Below are 14618 nucleotides of genomic sequence, written 5' to 3' on the forward strand. Positions count from 1 at the left end.
TTGTTACATCGAAATATCAATACCAAACCATTTTTCCGAAATGGCTTTGCTCGTGCCGTCATTGTGCATATCTTCCAGTACTTTATCCAGTTTCGCCTTCAGTGCCGTATCGTCTTTGCGCATGCCGACGCCGCTGGGTATATCCGGATATCCTACGTCAATGATGCGGAAGTTCGCTTTGTTCTTCTGCATGAAATACGCCGCTGTCGTCTTGGCTACGACGACGGCATCAATCCGTCCGACTTCCAGATCCATGAAGCTCGTCACATTATCCGAATATTGCTTGAGTTCTTTGAACGAATCGCGCAGCTCCGGTTCCTGATTAATTGCTTCCAGACCGGTACTGCCCTGCTGCGTTCCTACGATTTTGCCGGCCAGGTCTGCTTTTCCCTGAATGGGGGAATCAGCCCGCACGAGGAGAATCTGCGGTCCGTTTTCATAGGGCCGGGAGAAGAGGATATTCTTTTCCCGTTCCGGCGTAATAGAAAGACCATTCCAGATAGCGTCGATTTTCTTGCTGTTCAGCTCTGTTTCTTTGCTGTCCCAGTCTATAGGCTTGAATTCTACTTCAATACCCAGACGTTTGGCTGCTTCTTTTGCCATATCGATATCAAATCCGACGAGTTCCCCGCTTTCATCATGGAATCCGAAAGGCGGGAAATTGTCATCGAGGCCGATAACGATTTTATTCTTTTCTCCTGATGCGCCTTGTTCCGTTTTTTTATCACTGCCACAACCGGTCATAAGACCAGCTGCCAGTACAGCCGTCATGCCGATAGCGGCATATTTCTGCCAATTTTTCATCTGAACGCTCCCCCATATCCTGTCCAAGGACGATTTAGTAAAACATCAATGCCTATATTTTACTTTATTTTATTAAAATAATAAAGTAAAAAAGGTATACAGAATTATCATAGGTCAGGCATGAGTAGTGCAATAACACATAGTTGGACGGCAGGAACTGCTATTCCTTCTTATCATCTTTATCGTCTTTTTCCTGTTCTTTTTTGATTCGTTCCATAATCTCCTGTTTATACCGCCGGGGCAGGAATTGCAGATGGACGGGCAGTACAGCCAGGCCGCCTTCTTCCGCCGCGCCGAGCTGTATTTCCCTCCAATTATCCGAAATTTCAAAAATATCCTCATAGCGGATAAACACGAGATTTCGGTCCGGATGGAGCTGTTCATCCAAAAATTCTTCCAGGGACATGAACTGCCGCCGGACGATCAGTCCTTTCGCCGTGACATAACAAATAATATCGCGCTGCCGGTCGATGCGCCAGAGGCAGAAAATCAGGACGGCTATATTATCCAGCTTGGCCGCCAGTGTCGTTTCTGCCAGCATGAGCCAGAAAAAATAAATACCGACGCCTGTAAACAGAAGCTGCATAAAGACAGAAAACCATTTGGAATTTTCATAGGTTTGTTCCACCATACCACAGCCGAAATGCTGCGATATTTCTTCTCTGGTCATGATTCCAACCTCCCATCCCACGTTCCCCCGACGCCCCTATTATACCATAGCCGGCCTGCCCTGGATATGCCAAAAAGACAAATGTCACTGGTTAACAAACTATCGGGGGATATGCTATAATACAGATAGCTCATTAAACACAAAGGGGTTGATACAGTCATGGAATACAAAAATCAGTCCTTACAGATGCAGGTCTACCGCACGATGAAACAACGTCTTCTCGACCAGACCTACGTCAACGGCCAGATGCTCAGTGAACGCACACTGGCCGCCGAACTTCAGATCAGCCGCACACCTGTCCGCCGGGCCGCACTTCAGCTGCAGAAGGAGGGCTGGGTCCAGTACATCCCCAAACGGGGGATCCTGGTCAAGGGGCTCAGTATGCAGGATTTGAAAAATATCTTCCAGATACGCACGGCCCTGGAAATACTCGCCGTACGGCTGGCCTGCAAGCATATTTCGGCCGACCAGATGGAAGTCCTGCGCCAGACCGTACAGCAGCAGCTATTTAAGTATAAGCAGACCCAGGCCGCACCGGATTATCAGGAATTCATCCGGTCCGACACGGAGTTCCACAATACGATCATCATCGCCAGCGGGAACCTGATGCTGCGCCGACTCATTGAAGAAATGCGCGACAAAATCAAAAGGACCGGTATCAATTCGTTATACAGCCGCCGCAGCCGCTGTGCCGAAGCGGCGGAAGAACATTGGCGGATTGTCCGGGCTCTGGAAAATAAGGACACCCACGAAGCCTGCCAGGCTATGGATAGTCATCTGGGCATTTGCTATATAACGGCCCATGACTATATCCTCCGCCACACGCCGGCGCTGGCCGCCGATACTCTTCCAACAGAATCATTGCCCATGGAAGGGATGATCCTGCCGCCGGAACTGGAAGAACCTGTATCGGAAGCAGTCCATGAACACTGATTTCATAAAAGACGCCGCCCGCAGGCTCGGCCTTACCTGTACCGGCATCGCCAGTGCCCATCTGCCCGTTCCGGAAACACAGCAGCCCGTCTGCCCGCTGGCATCGGGAAAAGGAAGGGAACGCTATGACCTGACGGCTCTGCTGCCCCATTGCCAGGCGGCTGTCGTCGTCCTGTTCCCCTATTATAATCCCGATGCAGAGAAGACGAACCTGTCCCTGTACTGCCAGCTCGAAGATTACCATCTCGTCGTCCCGGCCTATCTGGAGAAACTGGCTGCCGTCCTGTCATCCTATGGCGGAACCCAGCGCTGCATTGCCGATACATCACCGCTGACGGAACGACTGCTGGCTGTGGAAGCCGGCCTTGGATTTATGGGAGACAATCAATGTCTCATCCATCCCATGTATGGCTCCTATTGCTTTATCGGCGCCGTCCTGACGACACTGCCGCTGGCTCCGGATACACCTATGGACAGGGAATGTCTCCATTGTGGTGCCTGCCGGCGTATATGTCCCGGCGGCTGTCTGACAGATGGGGCGTATGACTATCGTCTCTGCAAATCCTATCTTACCCAGAAGAAAGAAGAGCTTACCGATACGGAAAAGGCTGTCATAGCCCGTACGCCGCTCATCTTCGGCTGCGATGAATGCCAGCGTGTCTGTCCTCATAACCAGGATATTCCCATTACTCCTATACCGGAATTCCGGCAGAACCGCCTTACGATGCTGAAGAAAGACGACCTGGAACCACTTACGAACCGCCAGTTCCGCGCAGCTTATGGAAACCGGCCTTTTTCCTGGCGGGGGAAAAAGATTCTCCTGCGCAATCTGGATATCGTACATGCCAAAACGGGGCTGTAACGACATGGAAAGAACCATGTTGTTACAGCCCCGTCTGCGTATGCCAATAATAACAGAACCGGCTTATTCGTGAGTCGGATCGAGATTCAGGAACAGCGTATATTCGCCACGGAAGTACAGTTTTACCGTATCCGTAGGGCCATTGCGGTGTTTTGCCACGATGACTTCTGTAATGTGCTGGTTTTCTGTTTCTTTATCGTAATAATCTTCCCGGTAGAGAAATGCGACAATATCCGCATCCTGTTCCAGTGCCCCCGATTCACGGAGGTCGCTGAGCATAGGCCTTTTATCCTGACGGCTTTCCACGCTTCGGCTGAGCTGGGAAAGAGCGATGAGAGGAACTTTCAGTTCTCTTGCCAGTGCTTTCAGCGAACGGGAAATTTCCGATATTTCCTGCTGACGGCTTTCCGAATTCCGCCCCTGCATGAGCTGCAGATAATCGACGATAATCAGGTCCAGTCCATGTTCCGATTTCAGACGCCGCGCCTTGGAGCGCATTTCCGATACGGAAATCCCCGGCGTGTCATCGATATAAATCGGCGCCTGATATAATTTGTCACATGCATCGGTAAGCTGGGCCCAGTCTTTATCCGTATTGAGCTGGCCTGTCCGGAGTTTCTGGGAATCAATATGGGAAATCTGACAGAGCAGCCGCTGTACCAGCTGTTCCTTGCTCATTTCAAGGGAGAAAAAAGCGACTGTCTTGTGCTGGCGTACGCCGACATTCTGGGCAATATTCAGTGTAAAAGCAGTCTTACCCATACTCGGCCGGGCCGCAATGAGAATCAGGTCCGATGGCTGCAGTCCCGACGTCAGCTTATCAAGGTCCCGGAATCCCGTAGGAAGACCAGTAAGACCGGCCTTGTTTTCATAGAGCTTTGAAATTTTGTCCAGCGTGTCTTCGACGACTTTTCCGACAGGATCAAAATCGCCGCTTTTTTTATTTTCAGCCAGATGGAAAATCTTTCGTTCTGCATCGTCTATGAGTTCGTCTGCTTCTTTTTCTCCATCATAGGCCTCTGTCGTCAGATCCGTACATGTCGTAATGAGATCGCGGGTCATGGCTTTGTCTTTGACGATATTGGCATGATATTCAATATTGGCTGCCGTCGCAACCAGATTGGGCAGACTGAGTACGTATTCCAGACCGCCTGCTGCATCCAGTTTTTTCATACGGCGCAGCTCTTCCGGTAAGGTAATCAGATCGATTTCCTTATTTTCACGGTGCAGGTTTTCCATAGCCTCAAAAATAGTCCGGTGTATTTCCCGGTAAAAATCATGAGGCTGCAGGACTTCCATAGCCGTAATGACAGCATTATGGTCGAGCATCATAGCGCCGAGTACGGCCTGTTCAGCTTCGACATTCTGCGGCGGAATCCGTTGTTCCATACTATTCTCCCCTATTTTACAAGCATGATATCGAGGACTTCTTCAATGGTACGGGTACTATAAATCTGAAGATTCAGATGATGTTCCGGTATATCCCGCTGATTTTCTTCGGGGATTACCATTCCTTTCATACCCGCCTGCCGGGCTCCGTATGCTTTTTCAAACACACCGCCGACGGGCTTGACCAGTCCTTGTATAGAAATTTCACCCGTCATGGCAATGTCCTGACGGACTGCCTTCCCCGTAACTGCCGAAATCAGTGCGGTCGTGATGGCGCATCCTGCCGAAGGACCGTCGATATTGCCGCCTCCGACAAAATTGACATTGACGTCGTAATCCGATAATTCTTTACCGGTAATGCGGCGTACAACAGCTGCGGCATTGAACATGGAGTCCTTGGCCATGGAACCGGCTGTATCGTTGAAGCGGAAATACCCTTTGCCCGGCGTACGGGCCGGATAGGCAACCGCTTCTATTTCGATGGCAGAGCCAAGGAAACCGGCCACCCCCAGACCGAATACTTTGCCCACGGCCGGACGGGATGACGCTTTTTCTGTCACATACGGTACAAGGCGGCTGATCTGGGCCACCCGCTGCACCAGTTCCTTTGTCAGTACCACATGTTCGTTACTGCCGGAACGGAAGACAGCCAGACCGTATGTATCGGCCAGGATATTGACGGCTTTCCTTCCTTCAATGGTAAAGGTACTGATCAGTTCGGCTACATCGTCTTCCATAGTAACGCCCAGGGATTGTGCCGCATTGGTGACAATCTGCTGGATATCGGCCGGCACGAGAGGCTCAAAATATATTTCTGCGCACCGGGACCGGATTGCCGGATTGATTTCCGACGGGTCCCGCGTCGTCGCCCCGATGAGTACGAAATCAGCCGGCGCTCCTTCGGCAAATAACTTGCGGATATACGCCGGGATATGGGGATCAGTTTCATCATAATATGCCGATTCAAAGCGGACCCGCTTATCTTCCAGTACTTTCAGGAGTTTATTGAGAAGCATGGGGTCCATTTCGCCAATTTCATCGATAAATAAAATCCCGCCATGAGCCTCGGTCACCAGTCCCGGCTTCGGTTCGGGAATCCCCGTTTCAGCCAGATCATGCCGGGCGCCCTGATAGATAGGATCGTGGACGGATCCAATAAGCGGATTGGTCATATCCCGGGCATCCCAGCGCAACGTCGCCCCATCGGTTTCTACAAAGGGGGCATTGGGTCCGAATGGCGTAAAAGGTAGTTTCTTGGCTTCGTCCAAAACGATCCGCGCAGCCGTCGTCTTCCCCACGCCAGGAGGCCCGTAGAGGAGCAGGTGCTGGGGATATACCGATGCCAGCTTGCTTTCCATGGCCTCGACGGCCCGGTTCTGACCGACAATAGCCGAAAGCGTTTTGGGCCGGACACGCTGCATGATCGATTCTGTCAGGTGAATGGAATCGAGATGCTGCAGATCGTCCAGCTTCTTTTTCGTCTGCGGCGTTTCCACATCGTGGAGTTCCTCTTTGATGAGCTCCATCTTGATTTCCTGTACGTACTCCTGCTGCTTTTCTTCCATGCGCTGGCTGATTTTCTTTTCCAGCCGCTCTTCCACAGCCTGGCGGGCCAGCATTTCTGCCAGCACATTCTCCAGTTCGTTCAGGACATCGACGACTTCTTCATCGGAAGGCACCTTATCATAAGACGCATCTTCATAGACCAGCCGCTGCAAGCCGACGATACGGCGCCGGGGGTCTTCGGAGTGCACGTACGACAGGGCCGAATATTTGCTGGCCCGGAGGACCATCTTTTCCGGGCCGATCAGACCGGTAAATGCACCATACAGGACATTTACCTGACGGCGCAGTTCTTCCTCTGCCGTCGGTTCCAGATACTTATGACGCTGCAGCAGCTTATCCAGTAGTTCTTTCATAGGCTGACCTCAGGAATTATTCTTCTACGACATGAATTTTGATTTCACTGGAAATAGTAGGGTGGACGTGGATGATGACATCGTACGTTCCCGGAGCTTTGATCGGATTCTTGATTTCTACTTTCTTCTTGTCTAAATCGATATTGTACTGCGCTTTGGCCGCTTCGCTGATTGTTTTTCCCGTAATAGCACCGAAAATCTTTCCGCCTTCCCCGACGCGCACGGGAATGGTCAGTTCTACCTTTTTCAGCTGGCTGGCCAGGATAAGAGCTTCATCGGAAGCAACCTGTGCCTTGTGGACGGCTGCGGCCTTTTTCTGTTTGGCATCGTTGATGTTGCCCGATGTGCCCGGTGCCGCCAATTTGCGGGGCAGCAGGAAATTACGGCCATAACCTTCGGATACTTCTATAATATCGCCTTTTTTACCTAATTTTTTTACATCTTGTAATAATACTACTTTCATACAGTATCTCTCCCTTTATCGAGTACTTCATGGATGGCATCCATGACTTCATTTTGTGCTTCTATAAGCGTGCGCCCTTTGAGCTGTACACCGGCGACTGTGCGGTGGCCGCCGCCGCCAATTGCTTCCATGATGAGCTGCACGTTGATATCACCCTTGGAACGGGCGCTGACACCTATAATATTATCGGGCAATTCATAAAATGTAAAGGACGCTTCCACGTCTGTGATATTGACCAGCATATCGGCCACCTGGGCAGATATGATCTGGGCATTGGGCACGTCCTTCGGACAGCTCGTCATAGCGATGCCATCGGCAATACGCGCTTCTGACAACAGCCGCGCCTTGAGCTTGACTGAATCAAAATCGGAGCTGAACAGTTCGCGGACAATGTCCGGATCAGCACCACAACGCCGCAGGTAGGCTGCCGCATCAAAGGTACGCACGCCGGTCTGAACAGAAAAGTTCTTCGTATCGACGACGATGCCCGCATAGAGAGCCGTCGCTTCAATCTTCTGTAATTCCGGATCTTCGTCGAAATACTGCAGGAGCTCTGTTACCAGCTCACTCGTAGAAGAACTCGACGGTTCCGTATATACGAGCAGCGGTTTCTTGATGAAATCACTGCTGCGGCGATGATGATCGATGACGACGCGCCGTTCCGTTTTATCCAGGAGCTGTGGTGCTACCGTCATATCGGGCCGGTGGGTATCGACGATGAACAGCAGCGTCTGATCGTTGCAGGCTACTTCCGCCATATCGGCCGTAATGAGCAGATCGGCAAATTCCGGCACATCGCGGATTTCCTTTTCGATACGGCTGATGGCTTCGGTCTGGCGGCTGATGACGATATGTACCGGTTTGCCGCCGATTTTAGCCATCCGGGCTACGCCGATAGCCGCCCCGATGCTGTCATAATCCTCCCGTTCATGGCCCATGATAAGCACCAGGTCGCACGTTTCGATGAGTTCCCGGATAGCCTGGGAAACAACGCGGGCGCGGACGCGGGTATTCTTTTCCACGGACCGGGTCTTTCCGCCATAAAAATGGGCCGATCCATCTTCTTCATAGACGACGACCTGATCGCCGCCGCGCCCAAGGGCCAGGTCAAGACCAGAGTGGGCCTTGTCAGCCAGTTCATTGAAATTGGCTTTCCCTTTTGTGACGATATCTTCGGGAAATGCGGCTATGCCCATGCTGACCGTGACAGGAATGCGGTTGACCGTATGGATAGAACGGATCTGTTCCAGGAAAGAGAAATTATCCTCCTTCAGTGCATTCAGTGCTTCCCGGCTCAGGCAGGCAATATAGTTGTCATTGCCATAAGAACGGACAAAGGCGTTATGAGCCGTCAGGGCATCGATGAGGCAGTTATTGACATTGGTCCAGAGTGTAGCCTGCTGTACGGCTGTCATCCCTTTTCCGACTTCTTCCATGTTATCGATGGCAATGTCGCAGAAAACAGGCATCGCAGCCAGACAATTCAGTTTCTGCTGTTCTGTTTCCGTGATATCTTCAAAATACAATATGAGATAGTTATCTTCTTCTGACCCTTCTGTCTGCAGATATTTATATACGACACGATAATACCGTTTACCAATATGTTCAAAAAAATAGCCAAACTTTCCCCAGAATTTATCTATATTGAGATTCGGCATGATATAATCCAGCCGCTGATCATCTTCGATATCACCGACCCAGTCGCGGAATACGCTGTTCGCCCAGCACAGGCTCGATTCCATATCGACTATGGCGATGCCGATAGGCAGATTCTGGACAGCATAGGTCGAAGCCTGATCGACACTCTGGGAAATGGCATCGAAAAGCTGGCTGATTTCCCGGTTCCGTTCCGTATTGGTCTTGTGGGTCAGAACATAAACACCACCGATGACAATACAGGCAAGGAGCGCAATGATCCAGTTATAAAAAGCAATGATCAGGAGCAGTATCAGTACGACGCCGATAAACGTCTCTTCATTGCGGTTGGTTAGTAATTTTTTAAACATATTCCCGCCTCCTGCGGTTACATGGCTTCCCGTTTTTTGCGGTAATTGAGCAGCATATCAGCGAGCCCGAAAATAAACGCCGCTATCTGGAATATGGGGACGAAGAGTACGAGGATGACTATCATGGCCTGGGTAGCCGATTTAAGTACAAACCGGTGCTGCAGCAGGTAAAGCATGAAGGCCAGCCCTTCGATGCAGATAAAAAATGAGGCCAGCTGGTCCGCATTGACTGCCATCATATTCAGCCAGTCAATATGGCGGGACGTTCCCCAGTATTTCATGACCATAGCCAGTATATATAAGTATACCATAGCCCGTGGAATTTCCCAAAGCCGGATAGGTGGAAACGGAGGAATATCATAGCCTTTGCGTGCCAGGAGCGGCTGGGTAACACGGATCTGCAGATACACGGTCATGAGGATTCCCAGGCAGATCTGCAGCGGCACCATGACGGGAATGGCTTTTTTCAGCATTTCCACTTCCTGATGGACGGCTATAATCTGGGCAGAGGCCGGATTACTCTGTATATAATACGCCACGGCTTCATCAGCAGCCTCATTGACAATCTGCTGGAGCATATCGTACAGCGGCACCTGTCCGATGACAATCAATCCCAGACAGGAGAGCAGGGAAAGGGCAATGATGCCGCCTGTTACAAAACCAAAGATACGCACAGGCGCAACATGGCGGCTGTACCCGGCTCCTACGGCAAACGATGCGGCAGCCGGAATGCCCCACTGCAGGGCCGCCAATACAGGAGAGGCCATAAAAGCCAGGACCAGCGCAGGGCCGGCCGCCAGTATCAGTGCCACTGCAAGACCATACTGGACACATAAAACGGGCAAATAAAATATCAGAATCAAACCTCCGATAAAGGGCAGTCCCGGCACCAGCGGGGCCAGCAGCGCCATGATCAGCAGCAGAGCAGCAAAAAAAATGGCTGCTGTCCAGTAACCGGCACGTGTCTGCTCCATAGAGTTCCACTCCTTCCAGATAAAAGGGCTATCAAAACCGACAGCGGAGGCATAAACCTCCGCTGCCAGCTGTATGCAATTTAGTCTATACTTCCATGATGATAGGCAGAATCATGGGACGACGCCGCGTTTTTTCATAAAGATAACGGCTCAGTGTGTCCCGGACCTGTGATTTGATGACTGCCCATTCGCGGATATTCCCGGCTTCGCAGCGTTCCAACACAGCTGCCACCTTTTCATGGGCTTCACGCATGAGTTCTTCCGAATCCCGGACATAGACAAACCCGCGGGATACGATATCCGGGCCTGCCAAGGCATGGCTCGTACCTTTTGCCAGAGTCATGACGACGATGACGACGCCTTCCATAGCCAGCTGCTGCCGGTCCCGGATGACGATATTGCCCACATCGCCGACGCCGAGACCATCGACAAAGACGCGGCCGGCATTGACATGGCCCGTCTTGTGGCCGGAACGGTTGGAAAATTCGAAGATCTGTCCGTTATCACCGATGAGAACATGGTCTTTTGCCACGCCCATCTGTACAGCCAGTTCCCCGTGTTTCCGCAGCATGCGGTATTCGCCGTGGACCGGAATAAAGTATTTCGGCTTGATCAGGCTGAGCATAATCTTCAGTTCTTCCTGGCTGGCGTGTCCGGAGACGTGCATCTTCTTATCCCGTCCGGCAATGACCGTAGCTCCCAGCTTCATCAGGTTATCAATGGTCCTGCCCACACCGGTTTCATTGCCCGGAATTGGCGTTGCCGAAATGATGACCGTATCACCGGGCATAATGCTGACGCTGCGGTGATTATTGGAGGCCATGCGGGACAGACCGGCCATAGGTTCGCCCTGGCTGCCTGTCGTCAGGATCAACACCTGGTCCGCCGGATAGCGGTTCAGTTCATCCGGTTCGATAAGCACGCCGTCCGGTACTTCCAGGTAGCCCAGTTCGATGGCAATCTGCACGTTATTGACCATGCTGCGCCCAAGGACGGTAACTTTACGCTTAAACAGAACGGCTGTATTGATAGCCTGCTGGATACGGGAAATATTGGACGCAAATGTCGCCAGGATAATCCGGCCTTTTGCTTCACCAAAGGCCTTGCGGAACGCCACGCTGACCGTCGTTTCCGATTCGGTATACCCGGGCCGTTCGGCATTGGTGCTGTCCGACATGAGAAGAAGTACACCGCGCCGGCCCAGGTCGGCAAATTTGTGGATATCCATAGGCAGTCCGTCTACAGGTGTCAGATCCATCTTAAAATCCCCGGTATGGACGATGGTGCCTACAGGCGTCCGGAAGTAGAGAGCGCTCGCATCGGGAATGGAATGATTCGTATGAATGAACCCCACCTTCATACAGCCGATCTGCACTTCATCTCCATGATGCACTTCATTTAACTGATAATTCGTAATGTGATTTTCCTTTAATTTTCCTTCAATGAGACCGCAGACGAGTTTCGTCGCATATACAGGCGCATTGACTTCATTCAGCAGATAAGACAGACTGCCGATGTGGTCTTCATGACCATGGGTAATGACAATAGCCCGCACTTTATCTTTGTTTTCAATCAAGTAACTCATATCCGGAATGACCAGGTCGATGCCGAACATGTCATCGTCAGGAAATGCCAGACCGGCATCGATGACAATGATATCATCGCCGTACTGGATAACGGTCATGTTCTTACCGATTTCGCCCAGGCCTCCCAGAGGAATTACAAGAAGTTTTTCCTTCTTAGCCAATTTCTTACCTCCTATACATATTTGGGTTCGTGCTTTATCCGCTCAAACTACTTACTATTATTTTCTTTTATTTTGGGCTATCTGTCAATAACTAACGATTTTCTTTGACAAGAATTTTTCAAAATAACGTTAAAAAATACACTATTTACCTCACAAGAGGCATACATTATTTCTGATCGCCGACCTGAAATACGAGAATGTTACCGTCTTTATCTTCAACAGCCTGTTTTTTGACCGATTCCGGTACGCTCAAATCGATTCCCTGGGGCAGCAGCGACCAGTCGCAGTCAAAAGACACGGTACTGTTCATGGCAAACTGCTTGGCCATGGCCAGTTCCGCTTTCTTATCCGGCGCATAATCGGCTGCCTTATCGGCTATGACAGAAGCGACGGACCGCATCTGTGCCGTCAGCGGTACGGAAACATGGGTAATCCGGTGGGAGCGGGGATCGATGGTCAGCTGGGCTGATACATCGCCGCTATCCTTCAGTGCCAGAAGAACGGTTTTCAGCAATTCCCTGTCCTCTGCCTTCGTGAGTCCCTGTTTTTCCCATTCCTTTTCATCACCGTTTTTATAAATACGGGACATATCATAAACGACGTTATACCGGTCACCACCGAGAGCCGTTACCGATTTGACACCATTCAGAACGCCTTTATGCTGTTCCTGGCGGATGACTTCTACCAGAGGGCGGCTGTCTTTGAGAGGTATAGACGCTTTCTTCCATACCGTTTTAGCTGATTTATTTTTATTGCGTTCTGTCTGGGGATAATACACGACGAATCGGGCCCCGTCCTGTTCCATGTAGCCGGACACTTTTTCACTGTCCCTGCCCTGACTGCTCGTCGCCCACGTATCAAAACGGGCTTTTGCTTCTGGTTCCAGCTGGATAAAAGCCTGCTGATGGCCCGTAACGTCACCCACAAAGGGCATGACCATTTTCACCTGTGTCGTATAGGTTCCTTCCGGATGAGTACTCATCGTATTCACCGCATCGACATAGGTCTGTTGTGGCGTCGCCGCAAAGGCTGCCCCGCCGATCGTACAAACAGCTGCTGTCGCCAGAGCGGCCTTCTTCAAGGTCTTTGTAAACATAGTATCACCTCATACCGGGACTATTGCAGGCCCGCCTTTTTATATAATTCATAGAAATGATGAATCGGTCCGTGCCCCTTGCCAATAGGTTCGGCATGGGCAATTCCTTCATATACATACTGCTTGGCTTCCGCCACGGCATCGACGAGACTCATGCCATTGGCCAGATCCGAGGCAATGGCGCTCGACAGGGAACAGCCCGTGCCGTGGGTGCTCGTACTTTCTACGCGTTTCCCCTTGAAATAGTGGAGCTTCTGACCGTCAAACAAAATATCCGTCGCATCTTCCACGCGGTGTCCTCCCTTGACCAGGACGGCTTTGGCGCCCATGGCACCGATGGCTTTAGCCGCTTCTTCCATATCAGACAAATTTTCTATCGTCTTTCCCGTCAGCACTTCTGCTTCAGGAATATTGGGCGTGAGGACATCGGCCAGCGGCAGCAGGACTTCTTTCAGGGTCTGTTCGGCTTCGGGAACGAGGAGCCGGTGGCCGCTGGTAGCTACCATGACCGGGTCGATGACGACGAAGCGCGGCTGATACTGCCGGAGTTTGGACGCAATGACGCGGATTGTTTCCGGAACACTTACCATGCCGATCTTTACGGCATCGACGTCGATATCTTCGAAAACGGCATCAATCTGATCTGCAATGAGATCAGGCGTCACATCCATATAGCCACGCACGCCCTGTGTATTTTGCGAAACGACGGCCGTAATGACATTGAGAGCAAAACAGCCGTGGGCACAAAAGGTCTTGCAATCTGCCGCCGCGCCGGCACCGCCCGACGGATCCGTACCGGCAATTGATAGTACATGCTTCATATATAAAACCTCCTAAGAGTAAAAATCACATCAGTGTGTATCCCGTGCCAGGAACAATCGCGCACCGGCGGGGTGCAGATAAAAAAGCAGTTTTCCTTTTCCATAGGCTCCGTCATACGGATCATACGAAAACAATGCCAGACTGGCCGTTTTAAACCCTGCAGGGGCACCGGTCCAGGCTGCGGTCCACTGATCCAGATATGGCTGATGGCCGACAATCAGCAGCGTATCCGCATCCGGCAGAGCCCGCAGCTCTTCATACAGGCCGGAAAGGTCGCCATCTCCTATGAAGCGGTCCGTACGGATGGCGGCAGGCTGCAGGGACTGGCTCATAATTTCCGCTGTCTGGCAGGCCCGGACCAGCGGGCTCGTCCAGATGCGGGTCGTTCCATCCGGCCACCAGCGCCGGACCAGTGACGCCATATCACGGACATCCTGTATGCCCCGGCTGGTCAGCGCCCGTCCACTGTCATCCCGGTCATCCCGGTACGGTTCCGCTTTGCCATGACGCATCAGACAAACATACATAGTCGTTCCTTCTTCCTCTGTAAATGCTCATTCAGCCACATGCTCCAATCCCACTTCCAGCAGGGTATATACATGTTCATCCGCCAGGGAATAGTACACGGTCTTTCCCTGCCGCCTGTACTGGACCAGTGCCGCATCCCGGAGGACGCGCAGCTGGTGGGATACAGCAGACTGTTCCATAACCAGTTTATCCGCCAGATCACTGACACAGCACTCTCCACCCATCAGTGCCTGAAGGATGCGCAGGCGCGTCGGATCGCCCAGGACTTTAAAAATGCCCGCCAGAGGCACGATATATTCCTGTGGCACCGGAGTCTGCTGCGGTATTTCCTTTTCTGCCACGATTTCTCTCCCCTATCCCGTCTGGCATATGACTGCCACATACTATTGAATATCTTATTATATC

At 51.5% G+C, this 14618-nt stretch carries 14 protein-coding genes; 2 read left to right on the top strand and 12 right to left on the bottom strand.

Features of this window, described 5'->3' with window-relative positions:
* Positions 1 to 3: 3 nt before the first annotated feature.
* Positions 4 to 804, bottom strand: a complete 801-nt coding sequence (locus DW949_RS01745; RefSeq protein ID WP_118021547.1) for an amino acid ABC transporter substrate-binding protein — start codon at positions 802 to 804, stop codon at positions 4 to 6.
* 160 nt (positions 805 to 964) lie between these two features.
* Positions 965 to 1474 carry a hypothetical protein gene (locus DW949_RS01750; RefSeq protein WP_118021548.1) on the bottom strand — a complete coding sequence of 170 codons (510 nt, stop codon included), beginning with the start codon at positions 1472 to 1474 and terminating at the stop codon, positions 965 to 967.
* Positions 1475 to 1633: 159 nt separating this feature from the next.
* On the opposite strand from DW949_RS01750, the gene DW949_RS01755 reads away from it, so the two are divergent.
* Positions 1634 to 2407 carry a GntR family transcriptional regulator gene (locus DW949_RS01755; RefSeq protein WP_118021549.1) on the top strand — a complete coding sequence of 258 codons (774 nt, stop codon included), beginning with the start codon at positions 1634 to 1636 and terminating at the stop codon, positions 2405 to 2407.
* Positions 2397 to 3269 (top strand): epoxyqueuosine reductase, encoded by an 873-nt coding sequence (locus DW949_RS01760; RefSeq protein WP_118021550.1) that lies wholly within the window; start codon positions 2397 to 2399, stop codon positions 3267 to 3269. Before DW949_RS01755 ends, DW949_RS01760 begins: the two co-directional genes overlap by 11 nt.
* Positions 3270 to 3332: 63 nt before the next feature.
* Here the strand turns inward: DW949_RS01760 and dnaB are convergent, their stop codons facing one another.
* The 10 genes from dnaB to DW949_RS01810 all read right to left on the bottom strand — a co-directional run bounded on the left by dnaB (position 3333) and on the right by DW949_RS01810 (position 14554).
* Positions 3333 to 4658, bottom strand: coding sequence for a replicative DNA helicase (gene dnaB / locus DW949_RS01765; RefSeq protein ID WP_075581877.1), 1326 nt, complete (start codon positions 4656 to 4658; stop codon positions 3333 to 3335).
* Between the two features lie 11 nt (positions 4659 to 4669).
* Positions 4670 to 6577 carry a Lon family ATP-dependent protease gene (gene lonC / locus DW949_RS01770; protein ID WP_118021551.1) on the bottom strand — a complete coding sequence of 636 codons (1908 nt, stop codon included), beginning with the start codon at positions 6575 to 6577 and terminating at the stop codon, positions 4670 to 4672.
* Between the two features lie 16 nt (positions 6578 to 6593).
* Complete coding sequence (rplI, locus tag DW949_RS01775; protein WP_118021552.1) at positions 6594 to 7040, bottom strand: 50S ribosomal protein L9; 447 nt, start codon at positions 7038 to 7040, stop codon at positions 6594 to 6596.
* Complete coding sequence (locus DW949_RS01780; protein WP_118021553.1) at positions 7037 to 9046, bottom strand: DHH family phosphoesterase; 2010 nt, start codon at positions 9044 to 9046, stop codon at positions 7037 to 7039. Before DW949_RS01780 ends, rplI begins: the two co-directional genes overlap by 4 nt.
* A gap of 17 nt (positions 9047 to 9063) precedes the next feature.
* Positions 9064 to 10020 carry a DUF2232 domain-containing protein gene (locus DW949_RS01785; RefSeq protein WP_118021554.1) on the bottom strand — a complete coding sequence of 319 codons (957 nt, stop codon included), beginning with the start codon at positions 10018 to 10020 and terminating at the stop codon, positions 9064 to 9066.
* Between the two features lie 85 nt (positions 10021 to 10105).
* Positions 10106 to 11767 carry a ribonuclease J gene (locus DW949_RS01790; protein WP_118021555.1) on the bottom strand — a complete coding sequence of 554 codons (1662 nt, stop codon included), beginning with the start codon at positions 11765 to 11767 and terminating at the stop codon, positions 10106 to 10108.
* A gap of 166 nt (positions 11768 to 11933) precedes the next feature.
* Positions 11934 to 12863, bottom strand: a complete 930-nt coding sequence (locus DW949_RS01795; protein WP_118021556.1) for a hypothetical protein — start codon at positions 12861 to 12863, stop codon at positions 11934 to 11936.
* 20 nt (positions 12864 to 12883) lie between these two features.
* Complete coding sequence (gene thiD / locus DW949_RS01800; protein WP_118021557.1) at positions 12884 to 13684, bottom strand: bifunctional hydroxymethylpyrimidine kinase/phosphomethylpyrimidine kinase; 801 nt, start codon at positions 13682 to 13684, stop codon at positions 12884 to 12886.
* Between the two features lie 30 nt (positions 13685 to 13714).
* Positions 13715 to 14212, bottom strand: coding sequence for a histidine phosphatase family protein (locus DW949_RS01805; RefSeq protein ID WP_118021558.1), 498 nt, complete (start codon positions 14210 to 14212; stop codon positions 13715 to 13717).
* Between the two features lie 27 nt (positions 14213 to 14239).
* Positions 14240 to 14554 (bottom strand): helix-turn-helix transcriptional regulator, encoded by a 315-nt coding sequence (locus tag DW949_RS01810; protein WP_233539449.1) that lies wholly within the window; start codon positions 14552 to 14554, stop codon positions 14240 to 14242.
* Positions 14555 to 14618: the final 64 nt, after the last annotated feature.

The organism is Megasphaera sp. AM44-1BH, assembly GCF_003467125.1.
Taxonomy (GTDB): domain Bacteria; phylum Bacillota; class Negativicutes; order Veillonellales; family Megasphaeraceae; genus Megasphaera.